The organism is Candidatus Paceibacterota bacterium (genome assembly GCA_041661265.1).
Lineage (GTDB): Bacteria > Patescibacteriota > Minisyncoccia > JAHIHE01 > JAGLIN01 > JBAZUT01.
Genome location: JBAZUT010000013.1, coordinates 1 through 14,734 on the forward strand (window position 1 = coordinate 1; position 14,734 = coordinate 14,734).

Here is a 14,734-nt window from a genome sequence, read left to right on the forward strand (position 1 = left end):
TTTGGATCTCTTGTGCCAGGTCTCCCTGCTTCTCTTCTTCCGTCTTCTGTTCTTCGGGGGTGAGATCCTCTATGGCCAGGGTCTTGAAAGTGAGGTTGTCGCTCTGGGCGAGATTGCCGGAGGAATCGGCTGTAGCTACCTTGTAATTATACGTACTATCGGCGACCAAACCTAACAGATTTACTTTGTGAGATTTGACGTTATCTTCATAAGAGCCATCAATTTTCCCATATTCAATATTTTCCCCATATTTGACCAGTGAATAACCGTTCTCATTAGTTTCCCAAGTTACTATCGCTGAGGTCGCAGTAACATCTGTAATTTTGATGCCGGATATGATAGGGGGGTTGGTGTCCAGGGTAATACTGGATCCTCCTCCGCAGGAGACAGTGGGACAGGCTGCGGCTGCGGCCTGAGTGGTGAAGGAATATCCCGAAGCTCCTCCCGCATCCACAGCTTCATTTCCGTTGGAATCGGATGAGCGGACGCGGAAATAGTATAGCGTAGCGGGGGTCAGTCCCTTAAGGACTATGGAATGGGATGTGACGCTGTCAGTGGGATTGCCTCCGCTTCCGGAATATGTTCCGAGGATTGTTCCGTGATCGGCAAGAGAATTGGAATTCTCGTTGGTGGTCCAGGTGATAGTGGCGGTGGTATCGGTCGTGCTTGCTGCAGCGACATTCGATATGACAGGCTTGATGGTGTCCCCTCCAGTAGAAGTGGTGAAAGCGTGTCCCGCTCCCGAATTGCTGTCAGTGGTAAGATTCCCGGAACCGTCCCTGGATTTAAGGCGCAACTTATAGGAGGTGTTGGGAGCAAGATTGGTCAGAGTTACCGAATGGTTCGTGGCAAGGGAAGCCGATCCTTTCTCGGTAGTAAACGAAGTATCGAGGCTGTAGCCGACTATGGAATCGGAAAGTTCATTGGTGGTCCAGGTTATAGTGGCGCCGTTCGCGGTCACTCCCGTAACGTCAGAGCCGGAGTTGAAAGTGATGATCGGCGGAGTGGTGTCTCCGGGATCGAGCCCCGGGGAGGTGGTGAAGGTGTGGCCCGAGCCGGAGTTATCGCTAAATCCCAGGTTCCCGTTGGAATCGATGGACTTCACTCTGTAATAGTAGATGGTGCTCGGAGCCAGTCCGGTAAGGGTGACGCTGTGAGAAGTGCCTGCATCCGCGCTATTGCCCTGGGTGGTGCCATAGGAGGTATTCAAACCGAAGTCCACGAGAGAGTTGGAAACCTCGTCTGTGGTCCAGGTAATGGCGGCGCTGGAATATGAAAGCGATCCGGAATTGACCAGAGTTATCACGGGAGGGGTTGAGTCTGCTCCGGATAGGGTCGTGAAAGTATAGCCTACGCCCGCATTATCATCGGTAGTCTCGTTCCCGGCCGTATCGGCTGATCTTATCTGGATATAGTATGCAGTATCAGTTTCAAGTCCTGAAAGTATTACGGAATGGGCTATGGCGCTATCCTGGTATTTCCCCTGAGTAGAAGTGAACACTCCCGAAGTTTTGGAATAGTCTATGAGAGAATTGGTATTTTCATCCGTGGTCCAGTTCACGGTGGCAGAGCTTGAGGTTATGCCATTCGAAGGGATGTCTATGCCGGATATGACAGGACTGATAGTGTCCCCTCCTGCGAGAGTGGTAAAAGAGTAGCCTGCTCCGGAATTGCTTTCACTGGCAAGGTTTCCCGAGTTATCTCTTGATTTAAGGCGCAGCTTGTAAGCGGTATTGGGAGCAAGATTGGTCAGGGTGACATTGTGGCTTAAAGTAAGGGAAGCCGATCCTTTCTCGGTAGTAAACGAAGTATCAAGGCTGTATCCCACTATGGAGTCGGACAGTTCATCCGTTGTCCATGATATGGTGGCGCCGTTCGCGGTTATGCTTGAAATGTCAGTGCCCGAATTGAAAGTGATGGCAGGAGGAGTGGTGTCTCCGGGATCGAGCCCCGGGGAAGTGGTGAAGGTGTGGCCTGAGCCGGAGTTGTCGCTGAAACCAAGATTACCATTGGAATCAATGGATTTTACTCTGTAATAATACATGGTGCTCGGAGCCAGTCCGGTAAGGGTGACGCTGTGAGATGTGCCCGCATCGGCGCTATTGCCCTGGGTGGTTCCATAATTGGTGTCTGTTCCGAAATCCACAAGAGAATTAGAGACTTCATCCGTGGTCCAAGCGATGGTGGCGCTGGAATATGAAAGAGATCCGGAAGATACCAATGTTATCACCGGAGGCGTTGAGTCTGCTCCGGCCAGGGTGGTGAAAGTATATCCCGTTCCCCCATTGGAATCCCTTCCTTCGTTTCCTGATGGATCAGCGGATCTTGCCTGGAGATAGTAATTCGTGCTGGCATCAAGACCGACCAGGGTGATGGTGTGCGAAGTGGTATTGTCCTGGTATTTTCCCTGGGTGGATGTGAACACTCCCGAAGTTTTGGAATAGTCTATGAGGGAATTGGAGTTCTCATTGGTGGTCCAGGTGACTTTGACTGTAGATGAAGTTATGTTGGTTATGCTCACTGTTGAGATTATGGGATCGAGAGCATCGCCTCCGGGAAGAGTGGTGAAGGTGTATCCTGCGCCGGAGTTGTTATCGCGCCCCAGGTTTCCGTTCACATCCCTTGATTTCACCTGGAAATAGTAGGTAGTGCTCGGAGCAAGGTTGACCAAGATCACACTGTGGCTGGTGGTGGTCGTGGCTGATCCTTGTTCGGTTGTAAATGAAGTGTCTAAGCTGAAACCCGCAACTGAATCCGAAGCTTCATCCGTGGTCCAGGTGAGTGTTGCGGTGGTAGCGGTTACGTACGGATTATTCGATACTGCAGATATCGCAGGAGGTGTTGTGTCTCCAGGATCGGGAGCGACGTCAGTGGTGAAGGTATATCCGGCTCCGGTATTATCCTCTGTTCTCATGTTCCCCGATGCATCCATGGATTTAACCTGGAAGTAGTACGGGGTGCTGGGGATGAGGCCCACCAACGTTACAGTGTGGCTTGTGGTCGAATCAGCGCTGTTTCCCTGAGTGGTGCCATAGGATGTACTTGTTCCGAAATCTACGAGAGAACCGGAGTTTTCATCGGTCGTCCAGGTGATGGTGGCAGTGTTGTATGCGGGAGTTCCGGAGGATACGACAGATATCAAAGGCGGGGTTACGTCTTGGGAAGCAAGAGTGGTGAAGGAATATCCGGAACCTGAATTATCCAGATATGAAGAGTTATTGCTTATTGAATTATCCACTGAGGTTATTTTGAAATAGTAAGTGGTTTCGGGAAGAAGATTGGCCAGGGTTATGGAGTGATCCATATTATAGCTGGCATCAGTGGAGGGAGAATTGGTGTCGTTGTAGTTCGTGTTGGTTCCATAGTCTATCCTTGATGTCGATATCTCATCCGTAGTCCAGGTGATAGCGGCAGTGGAGTCGGTGTAGGTGAGGTTCGCGCCTTGATTGAAAGTGATGACGGGGCCCTGGCTGTCGGTCGTGGTCGTGAAAATGTAATTGACATCATCCTGGGAAGAGCCGACATTTCCCGCGGCATCTCTTGAGGTTATCTTGTAGTGATAGGTCGTATTCTCGGCAAGACCTATGAGGCTTACGCTGTGAGCTATGGGAGGAGTTCCGAGCTCCAGGGATGAAGATCCCTGCTCTGTGGAATATGTAAGATCGGTCGAATAGGCTATGAAAGAATCAGCGGCTTCATCAGTTGACCAGGAAATGGTGGCGCCGGTCGATGTGACGCTTGTGATCTGGGTCGTATAGTCATGGGTAATGACAGGATCAACTCCGTCCACGCCTCCGGGAACACCCCCTCCTCCCTCATCAAAATCCTGGGTGCCGTTCGCCCTTCCATGCTTGGCGGATGTCCTGGGTGATTTGTTTCCTATGGAATCCTGCTGATAGACCTGGTAATAGTAATCCTGATTGAAAGTTAGGGGCTGATGGGCATAGTAGTTGGTGGACTGGGTTGTCTGAACATTGAGTGGAGTGTATGCGACGGCGTCAGACGAACTTTCCAGGGTGTAGCTTGTAAAATTGGCGATAGCCGAGGTCTTCCAGGCTATGAAACTGCGGAACTCGTTGGCAGAATTGCCGCTCGCATCAAGGATCACGTTGGAAGTATCCTGGATCATGAAAGATTCGAGAATGGGAATGGTCGCCTTGTTGATAGTTGATGATTTATTGCCTTTCGCATCCTTGAATTTGACATAGACTGTGTCAGGATCGGTCACAAAAGACCAGTTGTAGCTATATGGAGTGCCGGTGTTATTCGGAAAAGAAACCCAGGAGATGGTTTCACTGTCCACTTCAGACTGAGTGTTGGACACGAGCATCTCAAGAACAGAATCATCGGTTGCAGTTATGGTGAGGACCGAAGAAGCAAGGCCGGCCGAAGCATCGATGATGATGGGATTGGATGCGGCGGGAATAGGGTCTTTGGTATCAAGATCAAGCGTTGCAGTCGCTCCGGTTTCATTGCTGACCTGATTGGCGATATTTCCGTCATTGGCCACAAATCTGATCCTGCCGGTGCACGACGGCGCCAGGCACACAAGGCCGTTATAGTCGGACTTCACGGTCCATGTGACAGTTCCGCTCTTTTCGTTTCTCTGATCAACGCTATCCCACACTGCGGTCTGACTTCCCAGATCGCCCGTAGTGTTCGCGGATGTCGCCTTCAGCCAAACTGTAGAACTTATTGGATGGTTATTCGCCGAAGTGCTATTGACGCCCCTGGTTATCGTACCGCCCAGATTGTTTCCGGCCCTTGAAGTATATGATATCTCTTCATTCTCGATCTGTATTCTGCACGCCGGAGAGCACGAGGTCGGAAGAGCGGAGACATTGGTCCCGGCAATAGTTATAGCATTGGTGTCTATGTTCGTGAGAGGATCTTCATTCAAAGTTATGCCGAAATCGGCAAAAATAGACACGTTAAGACTCTCGGAATCAGTGTCTGACATATCATACGATGCGGAGATTATGCCACTTGACCCCTGGCTCGCAACTACATTTGCGACCTGGGGAGTGGCATTCACCACATAGCTTACGGAAACGCTGCTCAGAGTGGGAGTATCGGCTCCGTCCGAATTAAGCCAGAGCTTATATTGGAACCACGTATCGTTGGCTCCGGTCTTGAAGTCATGTCCTGCGGGTACGGTGCATGTAATGGTTCCTCCGCTGTCGAGGCAATAAGAATCCCTGTCAATAGCCGTGGTGTAATAGAAATTATCTTCCGCTCCCGTCGTGTTGCTTGGTCCTTTCCAATCGCTCCATACGCTTCCGGTCGGAGATGTCTGCATTTTGAATTTCAAAGATGTTCCGGCGGGCAAAGCGGCATCCTGCACCCACGAGATCACCGCGATCACATTTCCCGCATCGATCGAATTGAAAGGCGAAGAAGTAAGATTCTGTGAAGATGGAAAATAGTTATATGAAACTGTTATATCTGAAAGGGTGGGAGTTATAGTGCCTACAGACGATCCCAATGACGCGCGGTACTGAATATATCTGTCGCTGTTCGTAATGCATCCTCCCGTGGAAAGCGCCGCGCCTTTTGTGATATTCGAACAATTCGTATCCCATACTTTTGTTGCCGATTCATCAACGCTTCCAGTGGCACTGCAGCTTGCATCATCGCAAGACCGGGCCTGAATATTTAAAGTTTGAACGCCGTTATTGGTCCAGGTGATCGTCCCCCATCCGCCTGAAGTGGCGGTCTTTTGCCCGGTATCGAAAATCTGGGACGTGAACGTTCCAGCTGTGACATAACTATATGTCGCCGACTGGCAATAGATAGTGCCTGTCGCACAGCCGGAATAGTTTGAATTATATCCGACCGCGGACAATGTCGCACCGGTCGTATTTATATTGCCCCCAAAGCTCAATATTTTTATCCTGCCGCTTCCTCCCAGATTGCTTCCGGCTCCGCCATTAGCGTTGAGCGTTCCACTAACGACAACGTTATTTCCATTAACCAAAACTCCGCCTCCGGCCGCGCCAGCGCCCTGGCCTCCGGCATCAGTTCCAGAACATGTCTTAGCACAACCGCACGTGCTCGATCCTCCGGCGCCTCCGACTCCCCCGGTCACGTTTATGGTTCCGCTCACCGTGTTCGTGCCGGACGCATAAAGATATACCGCCGCTCCCCCGGGATTGCCCGCCTGTCCTGTCCCTCCTCCGTTCCCTCCTCCGCCGGATCCGCCGCCCATATCAACATCCGTGCCGGTATCAGTTCCGCGGATATCCACTCCCGCCGTGCCCACACTCGAACCTCCGGCATTGCTTCCGCCGCAGCTTCCTCCCGCAGTCGCTCCCGGCCCTCCGGAAGATCCATATGAACCATTGAATGTTCCGCTGCTTGCCGGGGTCTGTCCTCCAAGATATCCCTTTCCGACGCCATTCAAAGTTCCAAGAATATCCACAGTCGTGGCATGGATCTCAAGCCTTCCGGCGTTGGGTGCTGTCGATGGATCATATGGAGCAATGTTCACAGTCGTAAGCGCAGCCACGGTAAAAGTGCCTATATTATAATATTTACCCGAAATAACTGCTCCATTCCCCGGAGTCCAGTCACATTTATTGCTTCCATTGATCGATGCCGTGGTCGTACCTCCCCCCAGAGCTGACGCAACGCAATTTGCCGGACTGGAAAGATCCGTCGCTCCAGTCGTGCTGATATCATCTGGTGAACTTATAGCTTTAACGCAATTGATGGTTCCGCTGTCGCATCCGCTATAGGCCACGCCCTGACCCGTTGCGGATAATGTACCAGTGACACTTTTAGTATTATAGAAAAGTTTTATTCTGCCTGCGCCGCCCGATTGTCCGGAAGATCCGTTTGTGGGAGGACCATAAGAACCAGATCCTAATGCGCCGCCTGCGCCGCCTGCGCCGCCGTTTGTTGATAAGGAACCGCCAACAGTCACTAAATCACCATTAAGAAGTATTCCTCCTCCGGCCGCACCTGCGCCTCCGCCGCCCCCTGCTGTTCCTGAACCGCCAGCTCCGCCATTGCCGCCTGCTCCACCCGCTCCTCCATTAGAAGTCACACTTCCACTTATCGTAATATTCCCGGAAGAATATAAATACACCATTCCTCCGCCTGCTCCGCCTAGTTGACCGTCCGTTCCGTAAGCACTTACATAGGCTGGTCCTCCGCCTCCCGCTCCGCCTCCTCCCATATCAATATCCATGCCACTTGTTGTTCCGCGACGTGAGCCAACACTGCTCCCTCCCGCGCCTGCTGAGTATCCGCCACCGGTTCCAGCTGCTCCAGCGGTTCCGCCCGGTGTTCCGTATGATCCTGAATTTGTGCCCGAACTGCCAGCTTCTCCTAAAGACGAAGACCAACCATTTCCCCCGCCATTCCATGTGCGCCCTCCCGCTCCACCCAGATACCCTTTGGCATTCCCGCTAATCGTACCTCCAGAATTAACCGTGACCGTATCTGCAATAAGAACGAATTTTCCTCCGCTCGTACCGTTATAGGCCCTGACGTTGAGAGTCGCTCCGGAATTGACCGTAAAAGTGCTCACATTATAATATCCATCTTCATAAACGCCATCTGCGTTCTTATCAAAAGGCACCGTATAGGTTCCGGAAGCGAAAGTTATGGGACATTTCCCTCCGGAAACCGTTCCTCCGCCCGCAGCAGTGCAATCCGCCTGAACCGAAAGATCGATAAGATTGGTCGTAGCGGGCGCGGCAGGACGCAGAACATCCAGTTGGACATAGGCGCTATCCCCGCTCCCGCTCACCAGCACGCTCGATGTAGACGCTCCGGCGTTATTGAATCCCGTATTCGTCGAACCATCATCGGTTTGGGTCCACGAAGAAGATATTTTTGAAAGTTTCACTTCGCCCGCAGATCCTCCATCAGCGCTATATCCGGTAACTATATTCGCTCCCTTGGGATTATCGTTGTATTTTTTCCAGCAGTCCGGATCGGCCGGATTGTTGACATCGCAGCTTGCAGTCGAATTGTCGGGGTGCTGAGCATTGGTCCCGAGATCCGGACCCTCGGACCAATCGGTCTGAGTCCATGTGAATGTCATACCGAATGAAGTGGGTTTCCCGGGAAGTATAAAATAGAGGATCGCGGTCGAAACTATGGTCGATACCGCAACAAGAATAAAAGCTGTCCTGGAAAGGAATCTGATCTTCCTTTCCATTTTTTTATACTGGCAGAAGGAATTGTTGCATAATATCACAGACTCCCTCCCAAGCCTTGAAAAAATGAGGAAGTTTTCGGCGCTGTCTCCAAAAAGAAGGCATACCAGCCTTACGACAAGTCTCATGCCTTCCAAAATATATAATTCGAGTAAAACAAAATACTTGGATATGAAATTGCCTTTCGTTCCCCTTTGGACAATTTCTTTTTTTATTTTTCCTATAAGCAGTTCTATTTTTTCATATAAAACCAGCAGTTTCATTTTTGTATTTTTATACCGGTAAACAACACTGGAGCCGCTCACGACATTACGGGCAATAATATAATACTGCCCCAAAAACTTGCTTTACGTTTTCAGTTGAGATCCATTGGACTTATTATACAATATATGCATCCCAAACGCAACATAAATTCAAGGAAGCGTATAAGAACGAACTCAATTGCTCATATTCTTCAGCGCATCCAAGTTCCAATCATATGTTCCATATCTTTTTTGAACATTTTTATTATACACATCCAGCCATTCCTGCACTTTTTCTTCTCCATATGCCCTGATGGCATCATTGCGGTCGATCACAAACACCGGCAGAACTTCCCCTTTGCCGATCAAATCATCCTTGATGTTCAAATACCCAAGACCTCCATCGCTTCTCCAGACTCCGGAAGAAAAATTCAGAAAAAAGATCGAGTAATTGCTTCTCACGAAATATATATACGCCTTTAGGGGGGGGTTATCGGGACCGGCCTTTTTCCGATATCCCGAAAATATGTTCAATATCTTGTTCACCACAAGATCAATGTCAGCCATTTTTTCTTTGATGATCGAATGCCTTTCTAGAAGGTCATCCTTCCCGGCATTTATTTTGTTTTTAGAAAAATATGAGTAAGTGTAGCCATAATAGTTTCCCAAGTATTCCAATTCGTATTCAGAGGGATATTTTACATCGAAAAACTTCTGTTCCGCTTCAACGCCTTTTTCTATTATTCCTTTTGCTTCGGAAGATAATTCCCGGAAGATATCGCCCGCTTTCATCCCTTCATAAAAACGTTTATCCTTATATTTTTTATAGAAATAGTTTATCGTTGCGAGCCTGGGCTGAAATTCAAGGTTCATGCACTCATAGGGGTTCGTCGCGGACTGAGGAATAAGCAGAACTCCCTGCTCTCTGATATATTTTTCAAAACGCAGGTTCCCCTTTTCAACTTTTTCGAAATAAATATTGGTCCCAAGATTTGACGACTCCAGGCAATAACCATCGGCATCCGCACATTCCTGCGAAACATATAGATACTGTCTGCTTCCCGCCGGACTCTTCCAACAAGAAGAATTCACTTCGTATGGGCCGGAGTAATCGACATCGTCCCGGAGATTCAAGATTTTTTTCGGCAAGATTTCCGGTTCAATATTGTCCGCCGCCATAGCTTCCGGTTCCCCAAAATTTTCCATCGGCCTGATGCAATCAGCCGGAGAGCCAAGCAAGCATTCTTTTCTTAATTCAATTTCGGCTTCGATCCTGGCGGAATTTTCTTTTATCTTTTCGAGGTCCCGGAGCACTATATCCGCCGTGGTATATGTGTCGCCGGTCAAAAACACAAGCCTCTTTTCGCCCAAACCGTTTTTCTTCAGGTCCTCAACCGCCCCGCTTAAATTTTCTTCATCCTTATTATATGCATTGTCCGCATCTTCCATCTTGCCCAAAAGGATCCGGGCATTTTTTTCAGATATGTTTTTTGAAAGATCACGATACGCGATTGACGAATCAATATATTTTCCGAAAAAACCGACCGCGAAAATATCGGCATCGTATCCGAATGTTTTAATGAACTCGTCCTGATGCGCTTTCAGCGAATTAACGGAAAGGCCGATCTTTTCCGCATCCAAAGTCGAACTTGCCATGAGCGGATCTTCTTTCGCCCATTGGTAGAAAAGGGCGAGCCTCAGGATACGATCCGTTTTTTCTTTGTTCTCATCCGGATCCAGCCCGATCCCGTTTTGAAAAAATTCTCCTTGCCTCACGGAATATGACGAATCATCATTATCGAGATTTATTCCTTCGATGACGAGATCCGCATAATAAGGAACGCGTCCGTTATCTGCCGCACCGCTTTTCGTCACATCGCCTTCTCCCGGAAACATTCCGACAGGCTTCGATGTACCTCCCGGAAATGTTCTGTTTGATAAAAACAAAGCCGATGATATAATTACTATGATCAAAACAGAATAGATTATTATTTTTTTTACAGCCATATACGCCATATTATGGAAAAAGCGACGACATTCAACAAAGACATTATAGCAAAAATAAACAGGGTATTGAAATTCGTCCTGGAAAATACTTATTCGGATTTTTACAGGAAAAAATACGAAGGACTGGAGATAAAAGAGATTGGATCATATGACGATTTCCTGAAAATACCACTCTTGAAAAAAGATGAGTTTTTGGCCATACCCGTGGAAAAAAGAACTTTTGTCGCCGCGGACGAGATAAAATATTTCTCCTCTTCAAGCGGAACAACGAACAATAAGATCCCGGCAATAGTCCCCCACTGCTCCTTCGGCTATGAAAATATGGATTTCAATGAATCAAAAATATCGTCGATGGGAGTCCGGCGCGTGCTCGCGATCCATTCCCCTCTTTCGCCCGCTTTCATAAAACACCTCACTATGCCGAGAAAGAACATTGTCATCGTGCCGGGGGATGCGAACAATCTGCCGATGACCGCAAAACTGGCCAGAGAACTGCAAATTGAAGCTATCATAACCACGCCCACAAAACTTTATTTTTTCATAAAACATCTTGCCGATACGGGATTCAAAACAAAGAATATAAAATGGATACATCTCGGCGCGGAATTCTGCTCCGCTCAAAAATTACAGTATTTCAAATCGATCTTCCCGGAATCCTTGATCGATTTCGGATTCTCAACTTCGGAAACGGGAGGGTCGAGAGGATATCGGTGCGAACATCTGGCAAGGGATGAAAGGCCTTATGTGTTCCATCCGGCCAGGAACAAGATGGCAGAGGTTGCCGGCACGGAGGGAAATATTCTGGGCTTTGGAGAAAGCGGCGAGCTGATCCACACCGACCTAGAGGTCAAAGCATTTCCGCTGATCCGCTACAAAACGAATGACATCGGGTCGATATCGGATCTGAGATGCGCCTGCGGAGAAAAATTTCTGCTCACTCTCGGAGGCAGGATGAATTTCGACGTCTTAAAGTTCTCGGGTGTAACGCTATACGCGGAACTCATAGCCAATGCGACCGATACCGCAAAGGAATATGTCGATCCCCAATTCCAGATGCACGTATTTGAAGAGCCTTCTGCAGGCAAGATCAAACCGAAACTGCAGCTTCATCTCAAATTAAAAAACAACTTCAGGAACCGCTCTGATCTTGACCGGCTCAAAAAAGAACTGGAAGATATGATCAGCTCCGGTCTGCAGCTCGGAGCGTACAGGACGCTGAAGCAGCTGGCCGATCAGGATATTTTTTATCCGCTGGAGATCATTTTTGTCGATGCCTGGCCGGAAAATTCGGAAAAGACCAAGAACATCATTTCGCACCTGAACTGACCGCTTCCCTTGCAAAATCGGGATAGATGAAGTCGTCGGCATTCGCCTCAGAATCGGTTATTTTGAATTCTTTTTTTATCAGGTCGGAAAGGCTCCTGTTCTGGCCCGGATCCGGAATGAACTGAGTGTTTTCGAGCGCCTTCCAGAGCCGGTCACAAAATCCCTTTGAAATATCCTGTGAAAAACCGTATTTACTTTGAATGAAGCTTTTCGTCTCCTCGGGATTATCTGACATGGCACTCAGCGCTTCTTGGACTGACAGCACAAAATCCTTCAGCTCCCCGGACTTATTATCCAGGGCGTTTTTGTTCGTCATGATCGACACATGCGAAGAATATGTTCCCTTTTGCATTTCGGGCGGATCAATCACGTAATATCTATTCGCCCTGTCTCCGATCTCCAGCATGGTTTTTTGGGACTGTATATTCATGAAATCGATATTTCCTTTTTCCATCATATCAAGCCTTGCCGATATTGCCGGGACTGCGACGAATTCTACCTTATCGGTATCGATCCCGAGGCTTTTCAGGGCGACTATCATGGCGATCTGGGGTTCTTTTCCGAAAGATTTTATGGCCACTTTTTTGATCTCGCTCCTCTTTTCTTCTGGGAAACGCGAGACCCCGAAATTGTTGAACTTGTTAAAAACATCGGCAAGAAGTTTCAACTCTCCTCCTCCCAAAAAGATCGACAAGGGACCCGTGGGTCCTGAGATCTGCACATCAGCCTCGCCCGCAGCGAGAGCATCGGTCGCTTTCCCTGTCGGAACCTGTTCGACATTAAGACCGTGCTTATTGAATATCCCCTTCTCATTTATGAAATCCAGCAAAAATGCAACCTCCTCAACTTCTTCGGAATAGACCAGTTTCAGATTTCGGTACTCTTTATCAATTGACCCGCCGGAAAGATTATTTAAACTTTTATCTTTTCCCGTGGAAATATCTCCGCCTTTGCTCATAAACGCATATATTCCCAATACCCCTGCGATTACGAATATTGACACCAATATCAATTTTATCTTTGACATAATTTTTATATCTTTTTATTTAGTGAATTAATTTTTCCATTTTATTATTTGCCCCTCTAAGGCATGAACGGCCCTGCTCATGGTCAAACTTATGACAAGCAGGATTGTCACCACAAACATCAGCCTTGGCGTCTGGAAAGTGTTGCCATAGAAAGACACAAGGAAGCCAAGCCCTTTCCCATAGCCGAACATCTCCCCCACGACAAGCCCCGTAATACCCCTACCTATCGCCATCTGCAAGCTGGAAAAAATGAAAGGCAGCGCGCTGAAAAACACAATACTGCTCAGTATTTGATAATGAGAAGCTCCGAATGACTTTGCCATTTTTATTATATTTCTGTCAGTGTTGATGACCGCATTTATCGTATTTATAAGTATAGGCTTTATGACCATTAAAAGCACTATGATTATTTTTGCCTCTATCCCGATCCCAAACCAGATGATCACTAGCGGAATGATCGCGATCGTCGGAAGAGAATTGAGAGCAAGAACGTACGGAAGGAAGATCTTATATAAATATTTATTGTATCCTATCGCCAATCCTCCCAAGACCCCCAGAACAATACCGGCAAGAAAGCCCGCAAAAAACGCTTTCAGGCTTATCCAAACATGCGGAAATATCTCCCCTGACAAAACAAGCATGCTTCCTGATTTATAGATCTTCGACGGACTGCTTATAAAAAGCGGATTAATGAAATTAAACCTTGCTATGGCTTCCCACAAAACAAAAAAAACCAGGATGGATATGAAACTTATATAATTTTTTTTAAGCCAAGAGAGTATGTTCATAGATCATAATAATGGATATGCAAGTCACTAGATCTGTTTAAATCACTGCTCCCAACAGATAAATTACAGACGGATAACATTTCCCAAACGGCGCGTTTTTTATTTTGTTTGTGATCTGCATCTTGTAGGTTGAATCCGGCACCTGTATCGGTTATTCTTCATATAATCCGGCACAATCCTTCATGTTCAGCAGTCCCCTTTTACCCGGGTTATCTATTATAGTCTTCATTGATCCCGGGCTTTTTGTCAGGACAACTACTTTGTCCGCTAAAAGAAATGCCTCGTTCGGATCATGAGTAACAAAAATGCTCGTGATATCATTGGCTTTCATAATCTTCAGAAATTCATCCTGTATCTCCTTTTTCGTCTTTATGTCCAGCGCGGAAAAGGGCTCATCCAGCAAGATTATTCCGGGATTGCAGACAAGGGCTCTCGCAAAATTGACCCTCTGTTTCATTCCAATTGAAAGCTGATGCGGATAGTAGCTTTTGAACTCTTCAAGCCTCACTATTTTCATGGCCTTATTTGTTTTTTCTATTATCACTTGTTTCGGAGTTTTTTTGATCTCCAGACCATAAGAAATATTTTTAGCTACGGTTCTCCAGGGAAGGAGAGTCGGCTCCTGAAAAACCGTCTTTATGTCGGAACGGCCTCCTGCCGAACTGACAAGGATCGATCCTTGAACTTCGATCTCCTTATTTTTCTCCAGCAGGCCGGAAATAATATTAAGCAGAGTGGTCTTTCCAGATCCCGACGGCCCGAGTATCGCCACCATTTCTCCTTTTTTGACAGAAAAAGAAATACCGCGAAGAGCTATCTTTCCGGTATTCTTATATTTAACATGAAGATCTTTGATTTCAAGCATATCGGCTCATTAAAGTGGAGTGAAATCTGCCACGAACCTGCTCTAAAAAAACCCATTACAGCCTATGAAAAGAGTGTCATTCTCACTGTTGTCCCGGATAGCCTGATTATCAGTTATGACGCAGTCTTCTTCGTTCTTGCTGTCGCTCAGGACGCTTCCTTCTCTTCCGATACTTGCGGCATTCTTCAATCTTGATCCGGCATCCCCGAGATTAATGACCGAAGATAGAAAGATCACACCCAGACTGAAACCGAACAGCATGCAAAGCAAAGTGTACGATATTCTTTTTTTTAAATTATCGGTATGGGTC

General features: G+C 47.6%; 7 protein-coding genes. 1 reads left to right on the forward strand and 6 read right to left on the reverse strand.

Translation table 11 applies throughout. The features are described 5' to 3' along the window. Both WC788_07800 and WC788_07805 read right to left on the reverse strand, forming a co-directional pair. Window positions 1-8,431 (reverse strand): fibronectin type III domain-containing protein (locus WC788_07800; GenBank protein ID MFA6097503.1); only part of this gene is annotated, 8,431 nt, incomplete at its 3' end. A gap of 174 nt (window positions 8,432-8,605) precedes the next feature. Continuing rightward, window positions 8,606-10,384 (reverse strand): hypothetical protein, encoded by a 1,779-nt coding sequence (locus WC788_07805; protein MFA6097504.1) that lies wholly within the window; start codon window positions 10,382-10,384, stop codon window positions 8,606-8,608. Between the two features lie 45 nt (window positions 10,385-10,429). Here WC788_07805 and WC788_07810 point away from each other — a divergent pair, with 45 nt between their 5' ends. Then, a complete protein-coding gene (locus tag WC788_07810; protein ID MFA6097505.1) occupies window positions 10,430-11,743 on the forward strand; it encodes a hypothetical protein in 1,314 nt (437 codons plus the stop codon). Here the strand turns inward: WC788_07810 and WC788_07815 are convergent. From WC788_07815 to WC788_07830, 4 genes are all read right to left on the reverse strand, one after another. Further along, window positions 11,724-12,770: an ABC transporter substrate-binding protein gene (locus WC788_07815; GenBank protein MFA6097506.1), complete on the reverse strand. Its 1,047-nt coding sequence runs from the start codon at window positions 12,768-12,770 to the stop codon at window positions 11,724-11,726. The genes WC788_07810 and WC788_07815 overlap by 20 nt on opposite strands. A gap of 27 nt (window positions 12,771-12,797) precedes the next feature. Beyond that, the gene (locus tag WC788_07820) at window positions 12,798-13,559 is read right to left on the reverse strand and encodes an ABC transporter permease (GenBank protein MFA6097507.1); all 762 of its coding nucleotides are present in this window, start codon (window positions 13,557-13,559) and stop codon (window positions 12,798-12,800) included. Between the two features lie 151 nt (window positions 13,560-13,710). Continuing rightward, on the reverse strand, window positions 13,711-14,424 hold the full coding sequence (locus WC788_07825) for an ATP-binding cassette domain-containing protein (GenBank protein MFA6097508.1): 714 nt from the start codon (window positions 14,422-14,424) through the stop codon (window positions 13,711-13,713). A gap of 42 nt (window positions 14,425-14,466) precedes the next feature. Then, window positions 14,467-14,685, reverse strand: coding sequence for a hypothetical protein (locus tag WC788_07830; protein MFA6097509.1), 219 nt, complete (start codon window positions 14,683-14,685; stop codon window positions 14,467-14,469). Between the last annotated feature and the right edge of the window lie 49 nt (window positions 14,686-14,734).

What these genes read in the sequence shown, in the direction of transcription:
- WC788_07820 (MFA6097507.1), bottom strand. Translation starts at nt 13,559, where the DNA reads ATGAACATACTCTCTTGGCTTAAAAAAAATTATATAAGTTTCATATCC.
- WC788_07810 (MFA6097505.1), top strand. Translation starts at nt 10,430, where the DNA reads ATGGAAAAAGCGACGACATTCAACAAAGACATTATAGCAAAAATAAAC.
- WC788_07830 (MFA6097509.1), bottom strand. Translation starts at nt 14,685, where the DNA reads ATGCTGTTCGGTTTCAGTCTGGGTGTGATCTTTCTATCTTCGGTCATT.
- WC788_07815 (MFA6097506.1), bottom strand. Translation starts at nt 12,770, where the DNA reads ATGTCAAAGATAAAATTGATATTGGTGTCAATATTCGTAATCGCAGGG.
- WC788_07825 (MFA6097508.1), bottom strand. Translation starts at nt 14,424, where the DNA reads ATGCTTGAAATCAAAGATCTTCATGTTAAATATAAGAATACCGGAAAG.